Below are 26,185 nucleotides of genomic sequence, written 5' to 3'. Positions count from 1 at the left end.
TGCAACCATGAAACACCTGATGATTGGCGCCGCCCTTTCCCTCGGCCTGGCCGGCCTGGCGCAGGCCGCCCCGACCGATACCGTGGGCCAGAGCCCCTGGGGCCCCGCCGACGAGATCGGCGCGCTGAACCGCATCACACCCGAGTCGATCCTCAAGGTGGTGCAGCGCATCAACAGCGGCAAGGTCTACGACCTCAGCGTCGAGTACTACGTCGGCATGCCCAGCTACTACTTCCTCGGCCAGCCGCGTTACCAGATCTGGAACGTGCACACGCCGCAGGGCACGATCGTCGACGACCCCAACGGCCTGGGCAAGGAGAAGAACAGCCTGATCAGCTACTCCGGCTCGGCCATCTCCATGTACGCCCACACCGGCACGCACATCGACGCGCTGTCGCACTTCGGCCTCAAGGGCAAGATCTACAACGGCTTCAGCACCGAGGACAACCTGGGCGACCGCGGCTGGCACAAGGCCGGGGTGGAGAAGTACCCGCCGATCATCGCGCGTGGCGTGCTGCTCGACGTGGCCGCCTACAAGGGCGTGGACGTGCTGCCCGAGTCCTACGGCATCAGCGTCGACGACCTGAAGAACACTGCGCGCCAGCAGGGCGTGAAGCTGGAGAGCGGCGACGTGGTGATGGTGCGCACCGGGCGCATGCAGTGGTTCCGCGACGCCGAGCGCTACATGCACAACACCCCGGGCCTGACCCGCGAGGCCGCCGACTTCCTCGCCGATGGCGGCGCCGTGGTGATAGGCGTCGACAACATCAGCACCGATGTCTGGCCGTCCAAGGAGCAGGACAACTGGATTCCGGTGCACAGCTCCATGCTCTCGATCAAGGGCGTGCCGATCATGCAGAACGTCAACCTGGAGGGCCTGGCGGCAGACAAGGTGCACCAGTTCGCTTGGTTCGGCGCGCCGCTGCGCCTGAAGGGTGCCGACGGTGCCCCCATGCGCCCGGTCGCCCTGCCGATCGACTGAGCCACGGGCCGGCGGCGCTTGGCGTCGCCGGCCTCGGCGCTTACTGCGCCTTCGCCGGGCTGCTGTCCGGCGCCGCCGACCAGATGCGGTAGCGCACCTGCACATCGGCCGGGGTGTAGACCACCAGCGGCAGCCTGCTGTTGTAGCGCACCAGCAGGGGCTCGCCGCCGACCGCGACGAAGGCCTGCTGGCGGCTGCCGTCCGGGCAGGCCATCAGGGTGCTGCGCGGCGGGCCGACCCGCTCCAGTTCGTAGTAGTCGTAGCCCCAGCCTGGCACGCTCTTGCGCTGCCACTGGCCACCCAGGCTGTGGCGGTTGCAGTCCACTTCCAGGGTCTTGCCGGCGATCAGCTCCACCCGGTAGTCATCCTCGTCGGCCTGGGCCGGCAGCTCGATCACATGGCGCTGCTGGCCCGCGGCCGCCGCCGGGTAGGGCTTCAGCGCCTCGGGCGTGGCGGCGCAGGCGGCCAGGGGCAGGGCGCAGGCGAGGGCGAAGAGCGGGAGCTGGCGAATGTTCATGGGGTGTCCTTGCACAAGGGGCCTGGTGGGCCGCGCCCGGTGGGCGGGCTAGCAGAGACCCCTGTGGATAGATCAAGTTCCGGCCGTTGGCCAGTCCTGCGTTATTGCGGCACGCTGCTCAGGCGCTGGTCGGTGAACACGCAGACCACCCCGGCGCGGTTGTGCATGATCTGCTGGCTGAAGTCGCAGTAGGCGGCCGCCACGCTCAGGGCCATCTGTTCGCTGATCTGCTGGCCGCCCTCCGGGCGGAACCAGGCCATCTGCCCGGCCTTGCAGCGTTGCGCCTGGGGATCGGTGTTGTAGATGCAGATCTGGCTCTGCAGCGGGTCCGGCTCCTGGTCGAAGCAGGCGGTCAGGGGCAGGGTGGCGGCGCTGAGCAGGCAGAGGCGGGCGAGAAGGTGCATGGTCGGGCTCCCGATGGCGGAATGCAGAGAAGCCTTAGGGCCGCCGCGGGCGCGAAGGTTCAATGCCGGGGTGGCGAGTTTGCGCAACTGTGATGGTGTCTGCAGGCGTGCCTCACTGCAGGCGCCTGGCCCGCTGCTCGGCCAGCAGCGTCTCGGCCTGGCGTGCCAGCTGGTCGAGCAGGCGGTCGCGCTGCTTCTCCGCATCGCGCATGGCTCGCTCGCCGTGCTGCTTGACCAGGTAGGCATGGATCTGCCGCACCTCCTTGGACTGGAAGATCGGCGCCAGGTCCTGCACCGCCACCCAGCCGTCCGAGGCCTGCGCGCGGCTGTTCATCAGCACCTGCGGGCCGCGCGCGCCGAGTACGCGAAAGCCGAGCGCCTCGAAGGTCGGCACCCGGCTGGCCACGCAGGCCAGCGCGGCATGCGGGTGCAGCAGCTGCATCTGCCGCAGCATGGCGCGGGCGATGCCGTGGCGGCGCTGGCTGGCCTGCACGGCGGTGTAGAGCAGGGTGCAGGCGTCGGGGTCGTCCGCGCTGGGCAGGTAGAGGGCGAAGCCCAGCACGCGCGACGGGTCTTCGTCGTCCAGCGCCAGGATCAGCCGGGCGCTGCTGGCCGGGTCGCCGCCCATGGCCTGCAGGTACAGGTGCACCTCGTAGCCGATCACGTACTGGTACAGCTGGTACAGCGGGTTGCTCGGCGTCAGCGGTGCCGGGCTGAGGTCGCTGAAGTAGTCAACCACCATCTGCAGTACCTGGCTTTTCAGGGACTCGGGCGGCGGGGTGGTCTGGTGGCTGAGGGTGAACATCGGATAGCGGGTTCCGGGGCAGGGCGGCTGTGAGGCGTCATTGTATCGCGATGCGTGCGGTGCTTTGCGTGGGAGCGGCTCTAGCCGTGATGGGCTCTGGTGCTGGGCCCGCTCCCACAAGTTTCGCAGCACCGGCTCGACGTGGGGGGCAGAAAAGCCTGCGCGTCGGCCAAACAAGACTTCCCGCGCAAAAGCCGGATAATGGCGGCCATTTTGTCTTGCCTGCGTCCGGTACCCCCATGGAAATCAAAGTCAACTTTCTCGACAACCTGCGGCTCGAAGCCAAGTTCGATGACTTCACGGTGATTGCCGACCAGCCCATCCGCTACAAGGGCGACGGCTCGGCGCCGGGGCCGTTCGACTACTTCCTGGCGTCCTCGGCACTGTGTGCGGCCTACTTCGTCAAGCTGTACTGCCAGACGCGCAACATCCCCACCGACAACATCCGCCTGGCGCAGAACAACATCGTCGACCCGGAAGACCGCTACAAGCAGATCTTCAAGATCCAGGTCGAGCTGCCGGCGGACATCTCCGACAAGGACCGCCAGGGCATCCTGCGCTCCATCGACCGCTGCACGGTGAAGAAGGTGGTGCAGACCGGCCCCGACTTCGTCATCGAGGAAGTCGCCAACCTCGACGCCGACGCCCAGGCCCTGCTGATGCCGGCGCTGACCGCGGGCGAGGGCACGCGCATCCTCGGCAAGGACCTGCCGCTGGAACAGACCATCGCCAATATGTCGGCCATCCTCGCCGGCCTGGGGATGAAGATCGAGATCGCCTCCTGGCGCAATATCGTGCCCAACGTCTGGTCGCTGCATATCCGCGACGCGCAGTCGCCGCTGTGCTTCACCAACGGCAAGGGCGCCACCAAGGAGAGCGCGCTGGCCTCGGCGCTGGGCGAGTTCATCGAGCGGCTGAACTGCAACTTCTTCTACAACGACCAGTTCTGGGGCGAGGAGATCGCCAACGCCGATTTCGTCCATTACCCCAACGAGCGCTGGTTCAAGCCGGGGCCGAAGGACGCGCTGCCGGAAGAGATCCTCGACGACTACTGCCTGGCCATCTACAACCCGGACGGCGAGCTGCGCGGCTCGCACCTGTACGACACCAACTCGGGCAACAAGGCGCGCGGCATCTGCTCGCTGCCCTTCGTGCGCCAGTCGGACGGCGAGGTGGTGTACTTCCCGTCCAACCTGATCGAGAACCTGTATCTGTCCAACGGCATGAGCGCCGGCAACACACTGGCCGAGGCGCAGGTGCAGTGCCTGTCGGAAATCTTCGAGCGTGCGGTCAAGCGCGAAATCCTGGAGAACGAACTGGCCCTGCCGGACGTGCCGCAGGAGGTGCTGGCCAAGTACCCCGGCATCGTCGCCGGCATCCAGGGCCTGGAGGAGCAAGGCTTCCCGGTGCTGGTCAAGGACGCCTCGCTCGGCGGCGAATTCCCGGTGATGTGCGTGACCCTGATGAACCCGCGCACCGGCGGTGTGTTCGCTTCCTTCGGAGCGCACCCGAGCTTCGAGGTGGCGCTGGAGCGCAGCCTTACCGAGCTGCTCCAGGGCCGCAGCTTCGAGGGCCTCAACGACCTGCCGGCGCCGACCTTCGAGAGCCAGGCACTGACCGAGCCGAACAACTTCGTCGAGCACTTCATCGACTCCAGCGGCGTAGTGTCCTGGCGCTTCTTCAGCGCCAAGGCCGACTACGAGTTCGTCGAGTGGGACTTCTCCGGCCATGGCGAAGACTCCAACGTCCAGGAGGCCGCGACCCTGTTCGGCATCCTCGAGGACATGGGCAAGGAGGTGTACATGGCGGTGTACGACGACCTCGGCGCCAATGCCTGCCGCATCCTGGTGCCCGGCTACTCGGAAATCTATCCGGTCGAGGACCTGATCTGGGACAACACCAACAAGGCGCTGATCTTCCGCTCCGACATCCTCAACCTGCACAGCTTGAGCGACCTGCGCCTGAAGAGCCTGCTCAAGAGCCTGGAGCAGTGCGAGGTCGACGACTACACCGACATCACCACGCTGATCGGCATCGAGTTCGACGACAACACCGTGTGGGGCCAGCTGACCATCCTCGAACTGAAGCTGCTGATCTACCTCGCCCTGAAGAAGTACGACGAGGCCAAGGCGCTGACCGAGGCCTTCCTGCAGTACAACGACAACACCGTCGAGCGCGGCCTGTTCTACCAGGCGCTCAACGTTGTGCTGGAGGTGCAGCTGGACGACGACCTGGAACTGGCCGACTACGAGGCCAACTTCCGTCGCATGTTCGGCAACGAGCGGATGGACGCGGCCATCGGTTCGGTCAACGGTAGCGTACGCTTTTATGGCCTGACCCCGACCAGCCTGCAGCTGGAGGGCCTCGACAGGCACCTGCGCCTGATCGACAGCTACAAGAAGCTGCATGCGGCGCGGGCCAGGGCGGCGGGGCTGGCCAGCTGAGCCCCGGCTTGCGCGAGCGCTGGCCGCATAGAGCCTGGCGCTCGCCTCAGGCCCGGCTGGAGCGCGGACTGTGGACTATTGAGCGCTGTCGAACTCGGCCAGCCACTGTCGAAGTTCCTCGATCGGTGCGGGGCGGCACAGCCAGAAGCCCTGTAGCGAGTCGCATTGCCCGGTTTTCAGGCGGTTGGCTGTTTCGCGGTTCTCGATCCCTTCGCCGACCACGTGATAGCCGAGGCTGTGCGCCATCTGGATGGTGGTCGAGACGATGACATCGGCGTTCTCGCTGGTGCAGATGTCATGAATCAGTGAGCGATCCAGCTTGAGTTCCGAGGCGGGCAGTTGCTTGAGGTAGGAGAGCGAGGAGTAGCCGCTGCCAAAGTCGTCGATGGAGATCTTGTAGCCCAGCGCGGCCAGACCATTCAGCGCCTGCAGGCTGCTTTCGGGGTCGCGCATGGCCGCTGTCTCGGTGATTTCCAGGGTGATGGCGTCGGCCGGCAGCCGATGGTGCTGGCGCGCCATTTCCAGCACGGTCCTGAGGTTGGCAGACTCCAGGTCGCGCGCCGACAGATTGATCGCGACCGTCAACGCCGGGTATGTCTGGCGCAGGTCTGCCAGGTCCCGGGTGGCCTGCTGGATCACCCAGTGGGTGAGCTGGCTGATCATGCCCGTTTCTTCGGCCAGCGGGATGAAGTCGGCCGGGTTTACCCAGCCACGCTCAGCATGGTGCCAGCGCACCAGGGCTTCTATGCCCTCGATCTGTGCGGATGCGATGTTCTGTTTGGGTTGGTAATGCAGCATCAGCTGACCCTGCTGCAGGGCATTGCGCAGGTCGGTCATCAGCGTGAGGCGGCTCTCGCTGTAAATGTCGTATTTGCTCGAGTAGATGCCGGTTTCATTGCCGCTGCGGGGCGCGATTTCCATGCCGACATGGGCGTTGCGGATCAGCTCGGCAGCCGATTGGCCGTGCTGGGGGTAGGCGGCAGCGCCGAAGCGCGGACGTAGCTCGATGGCCAGGTGATCCAGTTGCAAGGGTTCGGCCAGGCGCCTGAGCGCGCGGTTGAGGGCGGCAAAGTCGTTGTCGGCGCTATCCATGTCCACCAGCAGGCAGAAACAGTCGCCGGAGAGGTGGTACACGCGTTCTTCGCGGCCCTGGTCGTCGAGGCTGACGTGGATGAAGGGCAAGCCGGCGGCCAGCTCGGCCATCTGCCGTGCCACGCATTTCATGACCCATTCGCTTCTGGCCAGGCCCAGGGTGCGGTTGATTTCATCCAGGCGGGTAATGCGCGCCAGGCCCACCATGTAATGGCGCTGGGGGTGTTGTTGCAGCTGTTGATCCACCATCAGCTCGAAACGGTTGCGGTTGGGCAGGCCGGTCACCGGGTCATGGGTCAGCGCCTCGGTGAGCTGCTTCTGGGCGACATTTCGCGATTGTGCCTCCTGCAGGCTGGCCGCCTGGGCGATGATCTTGTCTTCACGTTCCCGATACAGGCGGTCTGCCAGGGCCAGGGTCAGGATGAAGGCTTCGATGCCCGAGCCCAGCTGCATCGCGTTTTCCGTGAAGAAGTTTTCCGGGAAGACTCCGAGCGCTCTGCCTGCCGTGGCCATGACGCCAATCGTCAGGGGCGTCCAGGCCAGGGTGAAAAATACCCCGGCGCGCACCCCGGCTGCCCAGGCGATCGGGCCGGCAGCCAGCAGCAGCGAGAAGAAGACCAGGGCCGAGAATGAAGCCAGCTGAATGCCCCGGTAATAGTCCAGGAAGGGCGCGCAGAAGAGGTACAGCAATTCGAAGACCATCATCCCGATCAGCAGCTTATCCAGCCTCGGCGTGCTGACACGGGTGTTCAGGAACTCCCGGCAGAACAGCAGCGAGAACAGGGCCAGGGCCGGTATCGAGATCAGCAGCATCCTGGCGTGCAGCTGCGGCAGGCCGGGGTAGAGGTGTTGAAAACTGAAGCCCTTGATCGAGGCAAAGAACAGCAGGTAGCCGACCAGGGCGAGTGCGTAGTAGAGGTAGAGCCTTTCGCGCAGGCTCAGGAATACGGCGAGGTTGATCAGGATGATGACGAAGATGCAGCCGTAGTAGAAAAAGTGCAGCTTGAGTTCGTTGGCCGCGGATTCGAAAAACGCCTGCTCGCGCCAGATCATCAGGGGGACGACCATGCTCCCGCTCGTCGCTATGCGGACAAACACGGCCTTCATCTCCCCGGGGGCCAGCGGCACGCGCAACAGCATGCTCGGGTAATCCACATCGCGTGGGTAGAACGCCTGGCTGTCACCCGTCCTCAGCGTTTTGACTGCAACGCCGTCATCCAGCACGTGGAAGACCACATCGTCCAGCTGTGAGTAGGCCAGTTCGGCAATCAGGTTCTGGTGAATCGGGGTTGGATTCCTGACCGAAAAGCGCAGCCAGTAGGCCGACTGGGTCAGGCCGAATGTGGCGCGGCCCTCGGGCACCAGTGACCAGCGCTCGTCCGGCAGGCTTGCCACCTGCTCAAGCGAGGCTTCGCCCGTGACGTCTTCCCAGAACTCGAAGTGGGCCTGGATCGTCGACGCCGGGGTAATCTCGATCGGCCCCGGTTTTGACCAGGCATTGAGGCTCAGACAGGCCAGCAGAACTCCCACCAGAATGCGGACTACCTGGTGCACGTAATGGTGCCTCCGTTGGTGGCCGTTGACGGCCTTTTATTCTTATCACTGCCAGTGTAGCCACAGAGTGGCTGCGGCATGCAGGGGTAGCCCGCTCAGCCGCATCGGCGCCCCAGGGCCGGCCTCTCGGCACAGGCCGGTGCGGCCTGGCAGGCCTTTAGGATATGCCGAATGCCCCGCAACCGCATCAGGGGGCTCCCGTTGGCGGGAGGGGGGCAGGTGCCAAACCGTTTGGGTAGCCCGGATGTAATCCGGGAGTCGGGGGTTGGGCCTTTCCCGGATTGCATCCGGACTACGCGCTGGTTTGATTATGTGCCGCTGCTCGTTTGCGTGTTGGCTGGGGCATTGGTTCCGCCCTGCTGGGCGGGTCACTTTTTCCAGTCGCGGAAAAAGTAACCAAAAACGCTTGCCCCCGACATCCGGCCCCGCCTGCGGCGGGGTTCCCTCACTCCATCGTCGCTCCAGGGGCCGGCTTACAAGGGCCGTCCCTGGCCCTTTAAGCCTCTCGCCGCATCCATGCGGCTCGCTCCCTTCCGCAACGATTCCGTTCGGCCTCCTGAAGGGGGCGTTTGGTGTTGCCTGAAGGCTCGTTGTCTGAATCCCTCTCCCGCTGGCGGGAGAGGGGCTGGCGCCAAACCATTTGTGTAGCCCGGATGTAATCCGGGATTTGGGTGTTGGGCCTTTCCCGGATTGCATCCGGGCTACACGCTTTTGCTCTCCCAATGCCTCGCGCAGCGTGGCAACGACCCATGCGCGCAGCGCCAAGAAAAACCACCCGGCAACTCGGAGCCCGAGTCCCCGTCAGGAGGCCGAGTGGAGGTGTTGCGCAGGGGGACGCGAGGCAGGACGCCGAGCGAGGAACGATGGGACAGGGACGTCCCTTCGTGACGGCCCCCGGAGCGGCACCGGAGGGAGGGAAGTCTGGCCGCAGGCCAGACCCGGATGTCGGGGTGCCCTTCTCTTTGGTTACTTTCTCTTGGGCACGCAAGAGAAAGTGACTCGCCGTAAGGGCGAAAACGATGGTTCAGATGAGTAGAAAGCGCCCGAGCAATTTCTTAAATGTCTGCCCACTAGTGATCAGTCTATAAGGGCATCAAATTTTCTTTTGAGTAGTGGGAAGCTATATGGGTTTGCGGACTCTCTTTCTTTGATGAGCTCAATTATTTCATCATCTGATAGAGTTACTATATAGCCTCGCTGGTCATTTGCTGTGTCCTTACAGCGTAAATCTAATAGGTGGGCGTTTTTGCATTTTCTGTAAACAATGATTCCAAATTTTCCGCGAGATGGGCTGAATCTTCCTGATAGTTGATCTACCTCTGGGTTACTTAGGTCGTCATCATAGTTTTTGCATTCTATGAATATCTTGGCGGCGGGGTAGTGCTGCGCTAGCCATGAAAAGAATCCATTTTTAGCACTGTTGGTGTACTCGATGTCAATTCTCTTTCTCCCATTGTGTATGGATTTTTCTCTCTTGGGATGGTTAAGGCATGGGTAAAAAAGAGCAGTAAGGGTTCTTTCTATCAGGTTTTCATAGTCATGGGCAGTGCTGCGTCCGGTAGATATAAGTGAAAATTCTTGTTGTACTTTGCTCCATTCTAGCTTTGGGGTTTTTGTTATTTCTGAAATGTCTTCATGATCTAGAGCGTGAGTAAGGGTATTTCCCTTATCTCTTTTGTAATTCTCAAGAGCGCTTCTATGATTTATGGTTTGGGCTTCAATTGCTTTTTTGTCTTTTCCGTACTTATTAAGAAGGTCAGTCTTTGTAACTCTCGGTGATCCATCTTTTAGGTAATGGACGAGCGTAGTGGCGCGACTGATTTCATCTCTTTGCATGTCTTCTAGGAGATAGTGTCTGTAGTATTCAGAGGAGCTATATGAGATGTTGTGTCTGATTATTATCTTGGGGACGAGTATGGCCTTGCCATCACTTGTCATAGGTAGGCTGGTGAAGTATTGCGTCCATTTGTCACCATCCCATATGGGGCCTGATTTTATGTTGGGTGTGAGAGGGATGTTGTGAAGGTTACACATCTCTTGTGTGTATTCTATTAACGGGCCTCGAATGATGTTACAGATTGCGTCGGAGATCATGTCACTTCCGATGCCTTCAATTACAAGGCAGGTATCTTCCAAGTCTTGTAGGAGACCGCTTTGAGAGGCTTTGCTTTGTGAAATGGCCAATCCGAGCTTGTGAGCATTGTGCGCTCCAATGCCATGTCCTCTTGCTTTTCCTTTTGAAAGTCCGAGATGGAATTCGTTACTTTCTGATAGGTGTGAAAGTAAGCTAATGGCATTGCTCAAGTTGTTGTTTGCTATCTCTTGAAGAACCTTGTCGAAAAAGGTTTGCATTAAGGATTGAGCTATATGGCCAAATTCAGAGTCGAGCTGTTTGAGGCCGGTTGGGTCTATAAAGGCTGCTACATCGGTATCAAGAGGGATATCAAGGAAATCTAAATATGGCTGTTCGAGGTTGAGCTGGAAGAACTGCGAGAATCTCATTGTGCTCTCCATAAAAAAGCCCCGCACAAGCGGGGCTTTTAAAACTTCAACCCCAACATCCATGGCAGGTGTAGGGTCAATCTACGCTGATGTCAGCTGGCCATCAATCCCAGCTCAACGCACCACCAGTCTGATACTCGATCACACGAGTCTCGAAGAAGTTCTTCTCCTTCTTCAGGTCCATGATCTCGCTCATCCACGGGAACGGGTTGGTCGCGCCCGGATACTCTTCCTTCAGGCCGATCTGCGTCAGACGACGGTTGGCGATGAACTTCAGGTAGTCCTCCATCATCGCCGCGTTCATGCCCAGCACGCCGCGCGGCATGGTGTCGCGCGCGTATTCGATCTCCAGCTGGGTACCCTGCAGAATCATCTGGGTCGCTTCGTCCTTCATCGCGGCATCCCACAGGTGCGGGTTCTCGATCTTGATCTGGTTGATCACGTCGATGCCGAAGTTCAGGTGCATGGACTCGTCACGCAGGATGTACTGGAACTGCTCGGCGGTGCCGGTCATCTTGTTGCGGCGGCCCATGGAGAGGATCTGGGTGAAGCCGCAGTAGAAGAAGATGCCTTCCAGTACGCAGTAGTAGGCGATCAGGTTGCGCAGGAACTGGCGGTCGGTCTCTGGGGTGCCGGTCTTGAATTCCGGGTCGGAGATCGAACGGGTGTACTTCAGGCCCCAGGAGGCTTTCTTCGCGACCGAAGGAATCTCGTGGTACATGTTGAAGATCTCGCCTTCATCCATGCCCAGCGACTCGATGCAGTACTGGTAGGCGTGGGTGTGGATCGCTTCCTCGAAGGCCTGGCGCAGGATGTACTGGCGGCACTCGGGGTTGGTGATCAGGCGGTACACGGCCAGCACCAGGTTGTTGGCGACCAGGCTGTCGGCGGTGGAGAAGAAGCCCAGCGAACGCTTGACGATGCGGCGCTCGTCTTCGGAGAGGCCGTCCTTGCTCTTCCACAGGGCAATGTCGGCGTTCATGTTCACTTCCTGCGGCATCCAGTGGTTGGCGCAACCATCCAGATACTTCTGCCAGGCCCAGTCGTACTTGAAGGGTACGAGCTGGTTGAGGTCGGCGCGGGCGTTGATCATCTGCTTGTCGCCGACGTGCACGCGGGCGCTGGCGCCTTCCAGGTCGTCCAGGCCTTCCTGGATGTCCAGGTCGTTCAGGGCCTTCTTGGCGCGGGCGACGGCGTCGGAGTCGTCGGCCGATACGGCGCGGGCTTCCTCGACGGAGCCGGCGGCGTCGCTGTCCAGTTGATCGAGCGCGGCGCCGACTACGGCAGCGGCCGGCTTGGCGGCCGCTTCGGTGGCATCTTCCTTATCGAATTCGTCCCAGCTGAGCATGGTGGTCTCCTGCTTGGTGCTGAAGGCCGCAAATCGGCGACCTGTATGTTTGTCCAGTAATTCTAATTATGTTCCGTTGCGGTACGCGCGCAAGGGTCAAACCGTGCCACCCGACTGGTGGCGCCCAGGCCCGCGTTGGCGGGCGAGGGGAGTGTTCGTGGGGGAGGGCTGGCGCGTGGCCTGGCCCCCTCTCCCTGGCCCTCTCCCCGAGGGGAGAGGGAAACAGCGGTCCGAGTGGCGTGTAGCTTTGGCTTTTAGCCTCTGCCACTCGGTGCAAGCGGTTTGCAGAGCGAGGCAGCGCTAGGCGCCCGGTAGGGTGGAGCCCCTGAGCGTGCTGTAGCACGTGATGGGGGCCGCCCTGCCGGGCAACAACGCGAAGTCCGCTCTGCGGGCCGCGACTTACTGGCAGGCTTCGCAGTCGGGGTTGTCGATGGAGCAGGCTTTCGGCACCGGAGCCGGGCCGGCCGGGGCGGCGAAGCTGCCCTCGTCGATCGCACCACTGGACACGGCGTTGAGCTTGCCGGTGTTGATGGTGGACTTCTCGGTGCTGGTGGCGGCCAGGGCACGGAGGTAGTAGGTGGTTTTCAGGCCACGGTACCAGGCCATGCGGTAGGTCACGTCCAGCTTCTTGCCCGAGGCGCCGGCGATGTACAGGTTCAGCGACTGGGCCTGGTCGATCCACTTCTGGCGGCGGCTGGCGGCGTCGACGATCCACTTGGTTTCCACTTCGAACGCGGTGGCGTACAGGTCCTTGAGGTCCTGCGGGATGCGCTCGATCTGCTGTACGGAACCGTCGTAGTACTTCAGGTCGTTGACCATGACGCTGTCCCACAGGCCGCGGTTCTTCAGGTCGCGTACCAGGTAGGGGTTGATCACGGTGAACTCGCCGGAGAGGTTCGATTTCACGTACAGGTTCTGGTAGGTCGGCTCGATCGACTGCGAAACGCCAATGATGTTGGAGATGGTCGCGGTCGGCGCGATCGCCATGATGTTGGAGTTGCGGATGCCTTTCTTCACACGCTCGCGCAGCGGGGCCCAGTCCAGCGACTCGGACAGGTCGACGTCGATGTACTTCTGGCCGCGGGCCTCGATCAGGATCTGCTGGGAGTCCAGCGGCAGGATGCCCTTGGACCACAGCGAGCCTTCGAAGGTGCTGTAGCTGCCGCGCTCGTCGGCCAGGTCACAGGAAGCCTGGATGGCGTAGTAGCTGATCGCTTCCATGGACTTGTCGGCGAACTCGATGGCCGCGTCGGAGCCGTAGGCGATGTGCTGCAGGTACAGGGCGTCCTGGAAGCCCATCAGGCCGAGGCCGACCGGACGGTGCTTGAGGTTGGAGTTGCGCGCCTGCGGCACCGAGTAGTAGTTGATGTCGATGACGTTATCGAGCATGCGCACGGCGGTCTTCACGGTGCGGCCGAGCTTCTCGGTGTCCAGCTTGCCGTCGACGATGTGGTTGACCAGGTTGATCGAGCCCAGGTTGCAGACGGCGATCTCGTCCTTGTTGGTGTTCAGGGTGATCTCGGTGCACAGGTTGGAGCTGTGTACCACGCCCACGTGCTGCTGCGGGCTGCGCAGGTTGCACGGGTCCTTGAAGGTCAGCCACGGGTGGCCGGTTTCGAACAGCATGGACAGCATCTTGCGCCACAGGTCCTTGGCGGCGATGGTCTTGAACACCTTGATCTTGCCGTAGCCAGCCAGGGCTTCGTAGTACTCGTAGCGCTCCTCGAAGGCCTTGCCGGTGAGGTCGTGCAGGTCCGGCACTTCGGACGGGCTGAACAGGGTCCACTGGCCGTCGTCGAACACGCGCTTCATGAACAGGTCCGGAATCCAATTGGCGGTGTTCATGTCGTGGGTACGGCGACGGTCGTCACCGGTGTTCTTGCGCAGCTCGAGGAATTCCTCGATGTCCAGGTGCCAGGTTTCCAGGTAGGCGCACACGGCGCCCTTGCGCTTGCCGCCCTGGTTGACGGCCACGGCGGTGTCGTTGACCACTTTCAGGAACGGAACCACGCCCTGGCTCTTGCCGTTGGTGCCCTTGATGTAGGAGCCCAGCGCGCGCACCGGGGTCCAGTCGTTGCCCAGGCCGCCGGCGAATTTCGACAGCATGGCGTTGTCGTGGATGGCCTGGTAGATGCCCGACAGGTCGTCCGGCACGGTGGTCAGGTAGCACGAGGACAGCTGCGGGCGCAGGGTGCCGGCGTTGAACAGGGTCGGGGTCGACGCCATGTAGTCGAACGAGGACAGCAGGTTGTAGAACTCGATGGCACGCTCTTCCTTCTGCGGCTCTTCGATGGCCAGGCCCATGGCCACGCGCATGAAGAACACCTGCGGCAGTTCGAAGCGGATGCCGTCCTTGTGGATGAAGTAGCGGTCGTACAGGGTCTGCAGGCCCAGGTAGGTGAACTGCTGGTCGCGCTCGTGGTTCAGCGCGGCGCCCAGCTTGGCCAGGTCGTAGTCCTTCAGCTTGGGATCGAGCAGCTCGAATTCCACGCCCTTGTCCACGTAGGCCGGCAGGGCCTTGGCGTAGAGGTCGGCCATCTCATGGTGGGTAGCGCTGTCGGCGATGCCGAGGAAGCCCAGGGCTTCGGCACGCACGTTGTCCATCAGCAGGCGGGCGGTGACGTAGGAGTAGTTCGGCTCGCGCTCGACCAGGGTACGGGCGGTCATCACCAGGGCGGTGTTGACGTCCTTCTCGGCCACGCCGTCGTACAGGTTCTTCAGGGTCTCGGACTCGATCAGCGCGCCGTCGACCTCGGCCAGACCTTCGCAGGCTTCGCGGATGATGGTCTGCAGGCGGCCCATGTCGAGCGGCTGCACACTGCCGTCGGCGCGGGTCACGCGGATGCTCGGGTGCGGCTGGGCCACGTCGGCGGCGCCGCTGCTCTTGCGCGCCTGGGCGCGGGATTCGCGGTAGATCACGTAGTCGCGGGCGACCTTCTGCTCGCCGGCGCGCATCAGGGCCAGTTCGACTTGGTCCTGGATTTCCTCGATGTGGATGGTGCCGCCGGAGGGCATGCGGCGCTTGAAGGTGGCGGTGACCTGCTCGGTCAGGCGCGCGACGGTCTCATGGATACGCGACGAGGCGGCGGCGGTGCCGCCCTCAACTGCGAGGAACGCCTTGGTGATGGCCACGGTGATCTTGTCGTCGGTGTAGGGGACGACGGTGCCGTTGCGCTTGATCACGCGCAGCTGGCCGGGCGCGGTGGCGGCCAGATCCTGGCTGGATTCGGCGGCCTGCGGCGCCACGGCCTGCGGGTTCTCGCGAGTTGTGTCGGTGTGCATGGGGATCTCCCGTTCTCTCATTTATTAGTAGGCCGTCGGCCTGGCAGGTGGAGCCTGCGCGACCAGCGGCCACAGCTTTATGGCCAAATCGTCCGCCGCACCGGAACCACCAGGAGAGCCGGGCATGCGGAAACTACGTACTGCTACTGCAAGGCAGGGCGCGCGGACTCAAGCGCCTCCCTGGCCCAAGTCAAACATCACGGTCATGCAAAACCGTGACCACAATACCTAGTGGTATGCGCCCGAGGGCTGCATACCGCTATACGACAGGGGGCGACGACCTTCGCGACCCTCTGCCGTGGCCTGGCGGACAAGGCCGGGCCGGCGGAAAACGCGTTGCAACTCACCGGGTGCGGCCAACGAAAGGGCCTTCTCGACATTCATTCTTCTAGTGTCCGGTGGTCTGGCCAAAACCCAACATGTAGTGGGCTGGCGCTGTGGGGATACAAGATAATGCGCTGTCCGGGGCAATGCAAGGTGACTTGCCTGGGATATCCTGTGGATAAAGTGTGGGTGGTTTGTGTGTGAAATCGGTCGATCCGGCGCAGGCCGCGTGATTGCTGACTCATACCGTTCGTCGCCGTTTGTGTGCGCTTTCACGGTGGCGAAAAGGCCGCGCAGGCTGTGGGGGTAACCACAACATATAGTGGTTGGCCTGTCCAGCGGCACGGGCTGTGCTGCGCCGTCGCGGTTGCTAGAATGCCCGGCCCGCGCAGCAGTGGCGTGCGGGCCTTAGTGAGGAGCGGACGGTGGAACAAGAAGCGCACATCCTGATCGTCGAGGACGACCAGCGCCTGGCCGAGCTTACCCGGGAATACCTGCAGGGCAACGGCCTGAGCGTGGCCATCGAGGCCGACGGCGCTGCGGCGGCGGCGCGTATCCTCAAGGAGCAGCCGGACCTGGTGGTACTCGACCTGATGCTGCCCGGCGAGGACGGCCTGTCCATCTGCCGCAAGGTGCGCGGCCAGTACGCCGGGCCGATCCTGATGCTCACCGCGCGCACCGACGACATGGACGAGGTGCTCGGCCTGGAGATGGGCGCCGACGACTACGTGTGCAAGCCTGTGCGCCCGCGTGTGCTACTGGCGCGCATCCGTGCCCTGTTACGGCGCAGCGAGGCCGGGGCGGAGGCGCCGGCGGCGGAGAGCCAGCGGCGCCTGGAATTCGGCCCGCTGGTGATCGACAGCGCCATGCGCGAGGCCTGGCTGCGTGGCGCGAGCATCGAGCTGACCAGCGCCGAGTTCGACCTGCTCTGGCTGCTGGTGGCCAACGCCGGGCGCATCCTCTCCCGCGAGGAGATCTTCACCGCCCTGCGCGGCATCGAGTACGACGGCCAGGACCGCTCCATCGACGTGCGCATCTCGCGCATCCGCCCGAAGATCGGCGACGACCCGATGCATCCGCGCCTGATCAAGACTGTGCGCAGCAAGGGCTACCTGTTCGTCGCCGAGGCCGCCAGCGCCCTGCAATGAACACCATCTTCCTGCGCATCTACGGCGGCATCATCGCCGCCCTGTTCCTGGTCGCGCTGCTCGGCGTCGGTGCCCTGCAGCTGACCAACGAGGTGCGCAGCGACCAGTACCGCGAGCAGCTGGCGCGCGGCACCTTCCGCCTGATGGCGGACAACCTGCAACCGATGGGCGATGTCGACCGGCGCCGCGCGCTGGTGACCTGGAGCCGCCTGCTCGGCGTGACGCTGCAGCTGCAGCCGTTGTCCACCGAGCCGCTGGACGGCCGCGCCCGTGGCCGCCTGCTGCGCGGCCAGGTGCTGGTGGAGCAGACCGGGCCGCACGCGGCACGGGTCTACGTACTGGTCAGCGCCGAGCAGCAACTGGTGCTGACCACCGAGGTGGAACAGATCAGCGAGCAGCTGGCGCGCGCCACCGTGTATCTGCTGATGGACGAGCTGGTGCGCTACCCGATCGCCGAACAGCCCCGGCGCCTGGCCGAGCTGAAGGAGGCCAAGCAGTTCGGTTTCGACCTGCGCCTGGTGGTGCTGGAGAGGCTCGACCTGGACGAGGACCAGCAGCGCCGGGTGGACGAGGGCGACACGGTGCTGGCGCTGGGCAAGGGCGGTGACTCGATCCGCGTGATCGCCGGCATGGTCGGCACGCCCTGGGTGCTGGAGGTCGGCCCGATCCAGCAGATGAATCCCTATCCCACCGAGCTGCTGGTGCTGATCGGCGCGCTCGGCCTGAGCCTCACCGGGCTTATCCTCTACCTGCTGGTGCGCCGTCTGGAGCGCCGCCTGCAGGCGCTGGAGGATGCCGCGGCGCTGATCGCCAACGGCCGCCTGGAGGCGCGTGCGCCGACCCAGGGCGCCGACTCGGTGGGGCGCCTGGCGAGTACCTTCAATGCCATGGCCGAGCAGCTGCAGCGTCTGCTCAACGTGCAGCGCGAGATGGTCCGTGCGGTGTCCCACGAGCTGCGCACGCCGGTGGCGCGCCTGCGCTTCGGCCTGGAGATGATCGCCGACGCGCACAGCGACGAGGCGCGGCGCAAGTACATGGAAGGCATGGACGGCGACATCCAGGAGCTGGACAAGCTGGTCGACGAGATGCTGGTCTACGCCCGCCTGGAGCAGGGCTCGCCGGAGCTCGACTACCAGGTCGTGGACCTGCGCTGCCTGCTCGACCAGGTGATCGAGGAGCTGGCGCCGCTGCGCGCCCATATCCGCGTCGAGCGCGGCCAGTGCCACGATGCCCCGGACGGCGGCGCGCTGGTCGAGGCCGAGCCGCGCTACCTGCACCGGGCCCTGCAGAACCTGCTGAGCAACGCCATGCGCCACGCCGAGTCGCGCGTGCGCCTGACCTACCGCATTGGCCACAAGCGCTGCCGCATCGACGTCGAGGACGATGGCCCCGGCGTGCCGGAGGAGGCCTGGGAGCGCGTGTTCACCCCCTTCCTGCGCCTGGACGACAGCCGTACCCGCGCCTCCGGCGGCCACGGCCTTGGCCTGTCCATCGTGCGCCGGATCATCTACTGGCACGCCGGCCGCGCCCATGTCGGGCGCAGCGCCAGCCTCGGCGGCGCGCAGTTCAGCCTGGTCTGGCCGCGCCGCCAGGCGCAGGCGAACGAGGCGGGCTGAGCGCGTCACTACCGTTCGGCAGCCTTCATCAAATTGTCATCGTTCTGTGGCAGCGCGCCCGCATGAACATCCGCAGACTCGCGCTCCACTGGGGTTCTGCGTTCCGGATGTTGCCGATGCGAGTTCTGTTGCTTCTCGCCGCGCTGTGGTGCGGCCTGCCGTCCCTGGCGGCGAACCGTTGCGAGGTACAGGTGCCGACTGCCATGGCGCAGGTGGGCGAGGTGCGCCTGGCTTACCAGAGCATCGGTCGCACCAGCGACCCGGCGCTGCTGCTGGTGATGGGCCTGGGCGGCCAGCTGATCCACTGGCCGGACGAGGTGGTGGCGCGCCTGTGCCAGCAGGGCTTCCGGGTGATCCGCTTCGACAACCGCGATGTCGGCCTGTCGTCCTGGGTGGGGCCGGTGCCCGAGGCCAACCTGGCCTACCAGCTGTTCAGCTACCGCCTGGGCCTGGGGGCGCAGGCACCGTACAGCCTGCGCGACATGGCCGGCGATGCCCTGGGCCTGATGGATGGCCTGAGCATCCAGCGTTTCCATGTGCTGGGCGCTAGCATGGGCGGCATGATCGCCCAGCACATGGCCGACCTGGCGCCGCAGCGGGTCGAAAGCCTGACCCTGCTGATGACCAGCTCCAGCGCGCCGGGCCTGCCGGCGCCGGATGCACGCCTGCTGCAGCAGCTGGCGCGGCGCGAGGCGCTGGGCCGTGAGGCGGCCATCGCGCAGCAGGCCGATCTGCTGGCGGCCCTCGGCAGCCCGGGCCTGGCGGCCGAGCGCACGCAGCTGCTGCGCGAGGCCGAGCGCAGCTACGACCGTGCCTTCAACCCGCAGGGCGTGGAGCGACAGATCCTGGCGATCCTCGCCGAGCCGAGCCGGGTCGAGCTGCTCAACCGCCTGCGCCTGCCGACCCTGGTGGTGCATGGCACTGCCGACCCGCTGCTGCCGACCATGCACGGCGTGCACGTGGCCGCCCATATCGAGGGCAGCCAGCTCAAGCTGATTCCGGGGCTGGCCCATCGTTTCCAGGCGGCGTTCAAGGAGCCGCTGCTGGCGGCGGTGTTGCCGCACCTGCGCCAGCAGCGCATGCGTGACGCGCAGCTGGCGCAGAGCGCCGGGGAAGAGGGCGGGCGTTCGCGACTCTAGGCCGGCGTCGCCTAGAGCGCCTGGGCCTGGGGTGCGACCTGGCGGCCCTGCAGGTAGTCGCGCAGCCGCGCCTGCTGGCCGGGTGTCATGAACAGGCCGAGCTTGGTGCGGCGCCAGAGGATGTCCTCGGCCTCCATCGCCCATTCCTCGCGGCACAGGTAGTCCACCTCGCGGCCGTACAGGCCGGCGCCCAGGTGCTCGCCCAGCTCGCTCTGCCGCTGCACGCCGTCGAGCAGGCGCCAGGTGCGGCTGCCGTAGGTGCTGACCCAGCGCCGCGCCAGCTCGCGGTCGAGCCAGCCGAAGCGGGCGATCAGCTTGTCCACCAGCGCCTCGCGGCTGTCCAGGTTCTCGCCGCCGGGCAGCGGCGCCTTGGCCGTCCAGGCCGGACACAGGTGCGGGAAGTTCGGCGCCAGCAGGGCCAGGGCCGATTCGGCGAGCTTGCGGTAGGTGGTCAGCTTGCCGCCGAACACCGACAGCAGCGGCGCCTCGCCCGGCGCGCCGGACAGCGACAGGGTGTAGTCGCGGGTGATGGCCGAGGGCTGGTCGGACTCGTCGTCGCACAGCGGGCGCACGCCGGAATAGCTGTGCAGGATGTCGCTGCGCTGCAGCTGCTGCTTGAAGTGGGCGTTGACCACCTGGAGCAGGTAGTCGGTTTCCTCGTCGCTGATGCGCACCTTGGCCGGGTCGCCATGGTACTCGCGGTCGGTGGTGCCGATCAGGCTGAAGCGCTCCAGCCAGGGGATGACGAAGACGATGCGCTGGTCCTCGTTCTGCAGGATATAGGCCTGCTCCTGGTCGTGAATGCGCGGCACCACGATGTGGCTGCCCTGGATCAGGCGGATGCCGTAGGGCGACTTCTGCTTGAGGTCGTCCTGGAGGAACTGCGCCACCCAGGGGCCGGCGGCGTTGACCAGGGCGCGGGCGCGGATGGAGAACAGGCTGCCGTCGGCACGCTCCAGGTGCAGGTGCCACAGGCCCTTGCTGCGCCGCGCGCTGACGCAGCGGGTGCGCGGGTGGATGTGGGCATGGCGCTCGCGCGCGGCCATCGCGTTGAGCACCACCAGGCGGGCGTCGTCCACCCAGCAGTCGGAGTATTCGAAGCCGCGGCCGATCTCGGCCTTGAGCGGGCTGCCGGCGCCGAAGCGCAGGCCAGTCGAGCCGGGCAGCTTCTCGCGCTTGCCCAGGTGGTCGTAGAGGAACAGGCCGGCGCGGATCATCCAGGCCGGGCGCAGGTGCGGGCGGTGCGGCAGGATGAAGCGCATGGGGCTGACGATGTGCGGCGCCTTGGCCAGCAGCACCTCGCGCTCGGCCAGGGCCTCGCGCACCAGGCGGAATTCGTAGTGTTCGAGGTAGCGCAGGCCGCCGTGGATCAGCTTGCTGCTGGCCGAGGAGGTGTGCTGGGCCAGGTCGTCGCGCTCGCAGAGGAATACCGAGAGGCCGCGCCCGGCCGCGTCGGCGGCGATGCCGACGCCGTTGATGCCGCCGCCGACCACGGCCAGGTCGTAGATTTCGGCGAGGCGGGGAGGCTGGCTGAGCGGCATGGCAAGGCACCCTGAGTTGTAATGTGAACGCAAAAATGTTCGATTTCGAAAATATGCTAGCCGAGGATGTGCGCTTTCGCCAGCCCGAAAAGCGCCTGGGTGCTGGAAAAGGGATGCTGAGCGGGGGCTCCCCTCTCCCGCTTGCGGGAGAGGGGCTGGGGGAGAGGGAGAGCGCCGATACAGCCCTCCAAATGGGAGAGAGGAGGTTGGCCTATAGCCCCGGTGCAATCCGCGATCGGAGCCGCCAGCTTCCCGGATGGCATCCGGGCTACCGGGCGGAGATGCCGGATCAGACGATATGCAGCTGGATCTTCTGCTCGTGCAGCAGGCGGGCGATGCCCGGCGCGGGCGGGGCGTCGGTGTACAGGTGATCGATCAGGGCGATCGAGCCCAGGCGCACCACGGCGTTGCGCCCGAACTTGCTGGAGTCGGCGGCCAGCAGCACCTGGCGGGCGTTGTCGATGATGGCCTGCGACACCCGCACCTCCTGGTAGTCGAAGTCCAGCAGGCTGCCGTCCTCGTCGATGCCGCTGATGCCGACGATGGCGAAGTCGACCTTGAACTGCTGGATGAAGTCGGCCGCCGCCTGGCCCACCACGCCGCCGTCGCTGCGCACGCTGCCGCCGGCCACCAGCACCTCGAAGTCGGCCTTGTCGGCCAGGGTGGCGGCCACGTGCAGGTTGTTGGTGATCACCTTGAGGTGCTTGTGGCCGAGCAGGGCGCGGGCGATGGCCTCGGTGGTGGTGCCGATGCTGATGAACAGCGAGGCGTGGTCGGGGATGCTGGCGGCGATGGCCTCGGCGATGCGCTGCTTCTCCTCGCGCATCTGCCCGGCGCGCATGGCGTAGGCGGTGTTCTGGATGCTCGAGGCCTCGCTCGCCGCGCCGCCGTGGGTGCGCCGCAGCAGGCCCTGCTCGGCCAGCTGGTTGATGTCGCGGCGGATGGTCTGCGGGGTGACGGCGAAGGCCTGGGCCAGCTCGTCGATGCTCACGTAGCCGCGCTCGCGGGCGCGTTCGAGGATGCTCTGCTGGCGGGGCGGGAGGCTCATGGGCGGTCCTTTTTCATCGGCCGGCGGATTATAGCGAGCTGCCGGTATTGCGCGACGGGCGAGGCGGACGCTGCCGTCGGCGGTTTTTTCCGTTAAGGTACGCGAAATCTGTCAGAGAATTTTCATATTCGAACATGACTCCCGCCATCGATCTGCTGAAAAAGGCCAAGGCCGAGCACAAGGTGCACAGTTACCAGCACGACCCGAAGACCGCCTCCTATGGCCTGGAGGCCGCCGAAAAGCTCGGCCTGGACCCGGCCCGGGTGTTCAAGACCCTGCTCGCCAGCACCGACAAGGGCGAACTGCTGGTGGCGGTGGTGCCGGTGGCCGGCAGCCTCGATCTCAAGGCCCTGGCCCACGCCGCCGGGGCCAAGAAGGCCGACATGGCCGACCCGCAGCTGGCCCAGCGCAGCACCGGCTACCTGGTCGGCGGCATCAGCCCGCTGGGGCAGAAGAAGCGCCTGCGCACCTTCATCGACGAGAGTGCCAGGCAGCATCCGACCATCCACGTCAGCGCCGGGCGGCGTGGCCTGGAGGTGGAGCTGAGCGCCGAGGTGCTGGCCGAGCACACCCGCGGCAGCTTCGCCGCCATCGGCCGGGAATGATCCAGCCCCCGAGCGGGGCCCACCCATAACAACAAGGAAACGCGCATGTCCCAGTATCTGCTCGCCATCGACCAGGGCACCACCAGCTCCCGCGCCATCGTCTTCAGTGCCCAGGGCCTGCCGCTGGCCAGCGCCCAGCGCGAGTTCAAGCAGTACTTCCCCAAGGACGGCTGGGTCGAGCACGACGCCGAGGAGATCTGGCTGAGCACCCTCGAGGTGTGTCGCCAGGCCCTGGCCAGCAAGGGCCTGAAGGCCGAGGAGGTGCGCGCCATCGGCATCACCAACCAGCGCGAGACCACCATCGTCTGGGATGCCGCCACGGGCACGCCGATCCACCCGGCCATCGTCTGGCAGGACCGCCGCACCGCCGACTACTGCGCCGGGCTCAAGGCCGCCGGCCACGAGGCCGCCGTGGCGCAGAAGACCGGCCTGCTGATCGACCCCTATTTCTCCGCCACCAAGCTGCGCTGGATCCTCGACAGCGTGCCCGGCGCCCGCGAGCGCGCCGAGCGTGGCGAGCTGCGCTTCGGTACCGTCGACTGTTTCCTGCTGTGGCGCCTCAGCGCTGGCCGGGCGCACCGCACCGACGCCAGCAATGCCTCGCGCACCCTGCTGTTCAACATCCACAGCCAGCAGTGGGACGAGGAGCTGCTCGAACTGTTCGACATCCCGCGCAGCCTGCTGCCGGAGGTGCTGGACTGCGCCGCCGACTTCGGCGTCACCACCCCCGAGCTGCTCGGCGCCGCCATCCCGGTGCTGGGCATGGCCGGCGACCAGCAGGCGGCGCTGATCGGCCAGGCCTGCTTCCAGCCCGGCATGGTCAAGAGCACCTACGGCACCGGCTGCTTCATGATCCAGAACACCGGCGCCACCCCGGTGGCCTCGCAGAACCGTCTGCTCACCACGGTCGGCTACCGCCTGAACGGCCAGGTCAGCTACGCGGTGGAGGGCAGCATCTTCGTCGCCGGCGCCGCCGTGCAATGGCTGCGCGACGGCATCAAGCTGATCGGCCATGCGCGCGATACCGAGGCCCTGGCCGAGCAGACCGGCGACGCCTGCGGGGTGTACCTGGTGCCGGCCTTCACCGGCCTCGGCGCCCCCTACTGGGACCCCAAGGCGCGCGGCGCCATCTTCGGCCTGAGCCGCGACACCGGGATCAAGGAGATCGTCACCGCCGGCCTGCAGTCGGTGTGCTACCAGACCCGCGACCTGCTCGAGGCCATGCACCGCGACGGCGCCGCCGCACCCAGCGCGCTGCGGGTGGACGGCGGTATGGTGGTGAACAACTGGGTCATGCAGTTCCTCGCCGACATCCTCGGCGTGCCGGTGGAGCGCCCGGAGGTGACCGAGACCACCGCCCTCGGCGTGGCCTACCTGGCCGGCCTGCAGGCCGGGCTGTACCGCGACCTGGACGAGATCGCCAGCCACTGGCACCGCCAGCAGCGCTTCACCCCGCGCATGGCCGCGGAACACCGCGACAAGCTCTACGCCGGCTGGCTGGATGCGGTGAAGCGGGTGCGCAGCGAGGGCTGAGCCCTCAGCCCTCGCTGCGCATCACCTGTTCGTAGGCGCTGGTCAGCTCGTTCATCTGCCACAGCAGGGTCTCGGTGGTGGTGGCGATCACCGTCGGCACGTAGTGCGAGTCGGCCGACAGCTGGAAGCCGGCGCGGGCGAAGCGCCACTGCGCCTCCACCTTGCGCAGCGCCGCGCTGATCTGCGGGGTGTTCTGCTCGGCGGCCAGCAGTTCCTGCTGGGCGGCCTCGAATTCCGCGCTGGCCTTGTGCAGCTCCTCGGCCAGGCCCGGCAGCGGCAGGTTCCAGCTCAGCGCCAGGTACAGCTTGGCGATGCGCTGGCTGAGCATGCGCTGGCGGCCGCTGCGGTTGACCAGGCGGGCGCCGGCGTTGCCGGTGTGCGCCTCAATCAGCTTCACCAGCGCCTCGCTCTGCGCCAGCAACTGGTCGCTCAGCTGCAGCAGCGCCACGGCCTGCTCGCGGCTGGGGCGCGACAGGGCCAGTTCGCGGTACTGCTGCCAGGTCTGCCCGACCCCTTGCAGGGCATCGGCGATGTCCGCGTTGGGTGCGTATTGCTCGAGGGCCAGGAAGTTGCTCTCGAAGCGCGCCACGCTCTGGTCCAGTTGGGCGATGGCCAGCTCGCTGCGCACCTCGGCGCCGATCATCAGGTAGCTCTTGGCGATGCGCTGGCTGAGCATGCGCTGCATGCCGGACAGGTTCATCGCCTCGGCATCGCCGATGGCGGCGCTGGCGGCCGGGCAGAGCAGGGCGAGGGCGAGCGCGAAAACCAGGGTAAGACGACTCATGGGCTTGCCTCCACGGGCGCGCGGCGAGGCCGCGCGCCGCTTGCCGGTTTCAGTAGGTGTACTGCAGCTGCAGCCAGACCTTGTCGGTATCGACGCTGCGCGCCTCGTCGTCCGAGTCGTAGGCGGCGTACTTGACCAGGCCGACCAGGCCCTTCACCCCGGGAATCGGATGGGCGTAGGACAGGTCGATCTCGCTGCCGTAGTCGTCGCTGCCCTGCTCGGTGGAGAAGTCGTGGTACCAGGCCTGCAGGGTGCCGCCGAACAGCGGTGCGGTGGCGCCGAAGTAGAGGTCCTCGACACCGTCGGCCGGGGTGGTGAGGAACACGTCGGCCCAGCCCTGGAAGGCGTGCTTGGTCGCCAGCGGGGTCTGGAAGGCGCGGTTGCCCGGGCCGCTGTCGCCGCCCAGCACTTCGTAGCCGGCCTTCAGCTGCACGCCTTTGAGGGTGTAGCCGAGTTCCGCAAGGTAGTACTCGCTGTCGAGGTCCTGCGGGTTGCTGTCGTAGTCGCTCTGGCGCGCGTACTCGAGCACATAGCTGACCCCGGCGATGGCGCCGTTCAGGCGCAGGCCGCTGGTCTGGCTGGACAGCGTGCCCTCGGCACTGGTAGGCGTCAGGGCCAGGTTGTCGAGGTCCAGCAGGTAGCTGTAGGCGGTGGCGGTCAGCTCCGGCATGAACACGTACTGGGCGTTGATCAGGTGGCTGTGGCCGTCGATGTTGGCCGGGTTGGCGGCGCTGTCGTAGCGGCCGTTGTCCGGGCCGAAGATGGTGTTGACCTGGTCGATGTAGGCGTAGCTCAGGGTCAGGCCGTCGAGCGGCTTGAGCTGGGCCAGGGCGCCGTCGTAGGTCTGCTCGTTCTGCCGCCAGGCCACGCCGCCGATGAAGCGCTGGTTGTCCAGGTTGATGCGCTGGCGGCCGAGCACGGCGCTGCCGTACTGGTGGTCGTAGCGCAGCAGGGCCTGGTTGACCTCGGTGCCGTCCGGGTCGGCGACCACCGCGTACTCGCCCTGGCCGTTGCGGGTGTCGTTGTAGGCGGCATCGCCCAGGCGGCTGACGTTGTCCACCTCGACCAGGCCGGACAGGCCGTACCACTTGCCGCTCTGGAAGCCGGCGCGGGTGCGCAGGGTCTGGGCGTTGGCGTCGCGCAGGGCGTTGTCCTGGTCGACGTTCTCGAAGCGGTAGCGGGCGTCGAGGATCGGCTTGCCCTGGGTGAACAGGTTGCTGAAGTCCTCGGCGGCGAAGGCGGCGTGGCTGCAGCTGGCAGCGGCGATGGCGAGTGACAGCAGGGTGGGTTTGATCATGCTCATAGCGGTCTTCCTGTTGGCCAAATAACGCAAAAAAAAACGCCACAGCGCCGGGCTCCCGAGGGGGCAGGGCTTCTGTGACGTCGTTGTCGGTTGAGTGGCAGACACGCCGTTGTGCTGACCGGAGTCGGCCATAGCAGGCGGCGTGCCAGGATCGGCAAGTGGCTGATTTACCGAGATTTAGCGGTTCTTTCAGAACTTTTCGCGATTTCGGGCT

Annotated in this window: 18 protein-coding genes; 7 read left to right on the top strand and 11 right to left on the bottom strand. The window is 65.3% G+C overall.

The features are described from left to right. Positions 1-7: 7 nt before the first annotated feature. A complete protein-coding gene (locus DMO17_RS09475) occupies positions 8-982 on the top strand; it encodes a cyclase family protein (protein ID WP_110682237.1) in 975 nt (324 codons plus the stop codon). Between the two features lie 40 nt (positions 983-1,022). Here DMO17_RS09475 and eco read toward each other — a convergent pair whose 3' ends face one another. From eco to DMO17_RS09460, 3 genes are all read right to left on the bottom strand, one after another. Then, the gene (eco, locus tag DMO17_RS09470; protein ID WP_110682236.1) at positions 1,023-1,499 is read right to left on the bottom strand and encodes a serine protease inhibitor ecotin; all 477 of its coding nucleotides are present in this window, start codon (positions 1,497-1,499) and stop codon (positions 1,023-1,025) included. A gap of 101 nt (positions 1,500-1,600) precedes the next feature. Then, positions 1,601-1,903, bottom strand: a complete 303-nt coding sequence (locus tag DMO17_RS09465) for a hypothetical protein (RefSeq protein ID WP_110682235.1) — start codon at positions 1,901-1,903, stop codon at positions 1,601-1,603. 112 nt (positions 1,904-2,015) lie between these two features. After that, a complete protein-coding gene (locus DMO17_RS09460) occupies positions 2,016-2,708 on the bottom strand; it encodes a GNAT family N-acetyltransferase (protein WP_110682234.1) in 693 nt (230 codons plus the stop codon). Between the two features lie 239 nt (positions 2,709-2,947). Here DMO17_RS09460 and DMO17_RS09455 point away from each other — a divergent pair, with 239 nt between their 5' ends. Then, positions 2,948-5,152, top strand: coding sequence for an OsmC domain/YcaO domain-containing protein (locus DMO17_RS09455; protein ID WP_110682233.1), 2,205 nt, complete (start codon positions 2,948-2,950; stop codon positions 5,150-5,152). Positions 5,153-5,227: 75 nt separating this feature from the next. Here the strand turns inward: DMO17_RS09455 and DMO17_RS09450 are convergent, their stop codons facing one another. The 4 genes from DMO17_RS09450 to DMO17_RS09425 all read right to left on the bottom strand — a co-directional run bounded on the left by DMO17_RS09450 (position 5,228) and on the right by DMO17_RS09425 (position 14,930). Then, positions 5,228-7,798, bottom strand: a complete 2,571-nt coding sequence (locus tag DMO17_RS09450) for an EAL domain-containing protein (protein WP_110682232.1) — start codon at positions 7,796-7,798, stop codon at positions 5,228-5,230. 1,077 nt (positions 7,799-8,875) lie between these two features. Next, a complete protein-coding gene (locus DMO17_RS09435) occupies positions 8,876-10,300 on the bottom strand; it encodes a hypothetical protein (RefSeq protein WP_110682229.1) in 1,425 nt (474 codons plus the stop codon). 103 nt (positions 10,301-10,403) lie between these two features. Next, positions 10,404-11,648: a ribonucleotide-diphosphate reductase subunit beta gene (locus DMO17_RS09430; RefSeq protein WP_043216196.1), complete on the bottom strand. Its 1,245-nt coding sequence runs from the start codon at positions 11,646-11,648 to the stop codon at positions 10,404-10,406. A gap of 399 nt (positions 11,649-12,047) precedes the next feature. Then, positions 12,048-14,930 carry a ribonucleoside-diphosphate reductase subunit alpha gene (locus DMO17_RS09425; RefSeq protein WP_110682228.1) on the bottom strand — a complete coding sequence of 961 codons (2,883 nt, stop codon included), beginning with the start codon at positions 14,928-14,930 and terminating at the stop codon, positions 12,048-12,050. A gap of 749 nt (positions 14,931-15,679) precedes the next feature. Here DMO17_RS09425 and DMO17_RS09420 point away from each other — a divergent pair. From DMO17_RS09420 to DMO17_RS09410, 3 genes are all read left to right on the top strand, one after another. Continuing rightward, a complete protein-coding gene (locus DMO17_RS09420) occupies positions 15,680-16,402 on the top strand; it encodes a response regulator (RefSeq protein ID WP_110682227.1) in 723 nt (240 codons plus the stop codon). After that, the gene (locus tag DMO17_RS09415) at positions 16,399-18,018 is read left to right on the top strand and encodes an ATP-binding protein (protein WP_110682226.1); all 1,620 of its coding nucleotides are present in this window, start codon (positions 16,399-16,401) and stop codon (positions 18,016-18,018) included. The genes DMO17_RS09420 and DMO17_RS09415 overlap by 4 nt, the downstream gene beginning before the upstream one ends. A gap of 116 nt (positions 18,019-18,134) precedes the next feature. After that, positions 18,135-19,157 carry an alpha/beta fold hydrolase gene (locus DMO17_RS09410; protein ID WP_110682225.1) on the top strand — a complete coding sequence of 341 codons (1,023 nt, stop codon included), beginning with the start codon at positions 18,135-18,137 and terminating at the stop codon, positions 19,155-19,157. An 11-nt stretch (positions 19,158-19,168) separates the two neighbouring features. Here the strand turns inward: DMO17_RS09410 and glpD are convergent, their stop codons facing one another. Together glpD and DMO17_RS09400 are read right to left on the bottom strand one after the other, a co-directional pair. Then, positions 19,169-20,698, bottom strand: a complete 1,530-nt coding sequence (gene glpD / locus DMO17_RS09405; RefSeq protein WP_110682224.1) for a glycerol-3-phosphate dehydrogenase — start codon at positions 20,696-20,698, stop codon at positions 19,169-19,171. A 289-nt stretch (positions 20,699-20,987) separates the two neighbouring features. Beyond that, positions 20,988-21,746: a DeoR/GlpR family DNA-binding transcription regulator gene (locus DMO17_RS09400; RefSeq protein WP_110682223.1), complete on the bottom strand. Its 759-nt coding sequence runs from the start codon at positions 21,744-21,746 to the stop codon at positions 20,988-20,990. A gap of 134 nt (positions 21,747-21,880) precedes the next feature. On the opposite strand from DMO17_RS09400, the gene ybaK reads away from it, so the two are divergent. Then, on the top strand, positions 21,881-22,351 hold the full coding sequence (gene ybaK, locus DMO17_RS09395) for a Cys-tRNA(Pro) deacylase (RefSeq protein ID WP_110682222.1): 471 nt from the start codon (positions 21,881-21,883) through the stop codon (positions 22,349-22,351). Positions 22,352-22,396: 45 nt separating this feature from the next. Further along, positions 22,397-23,884, top strand: coding sequence for a glycerol kinase GlpK (gene glpK, locus DMO17_RS09390; protein WP_110682221.1), 1,488 nt, complete (start codon positions 22,397-22,399; stop codon positions 23,882-23,884). A gap of 4 nt (positions 23,885-23,888) precedes the next feature. Here glpK and DMO17_RS09385 read toward each other — a convergent pair whose 3' ends face one another. Both DMO17_RS09385 and DMO17_RS09380 read right to left on the bottom strand, forming a co-directional pair. Beyond that, positions 23,889-24,668, bottom strand: coding sequence for a type IV pili methyl-accepting chemotaxis transducer N-terminal domain-containing protein (locus tag DMO17_RS09385; RefSeq protein WP_110682220.1), 780 nt, complete (start codon positions 24,666-24,668; stop codon positions 23,889-23,891). 49 nt (positions 24,669-24,717) lie between these two features. Then, the gene (locus tag DMO17_RS09380) at positions 24,718-25,971 is read right to left on the bottom strand and encodes an alginate export family protein (protein WP_110682219.1); all 1,254 of its coding nucleotides are present in this window, start codon (positions 25,969-25,971) and stop codon (positions 24,718-24,720) included. Positions 25,972-26,185: the final 214 nt, after the last annotated feature.

The organism is Aquipseudomonas alcaligenes (genome assembly GCF_003205495.1).
Taxonomy (GTDB): Bacteria; Pseudomonadota; Gammaproteobacteria; order Pseudomonadales; family Pseudomonadaceae; genus Aquipseudomonas; species Aquipseudomonas alcaligenes_B.
The sequence above is the reverse complement of the archived record's forward strand: the minus strand, read 5'-3'. Positions and strand labels throughout refer to the sequence as shown.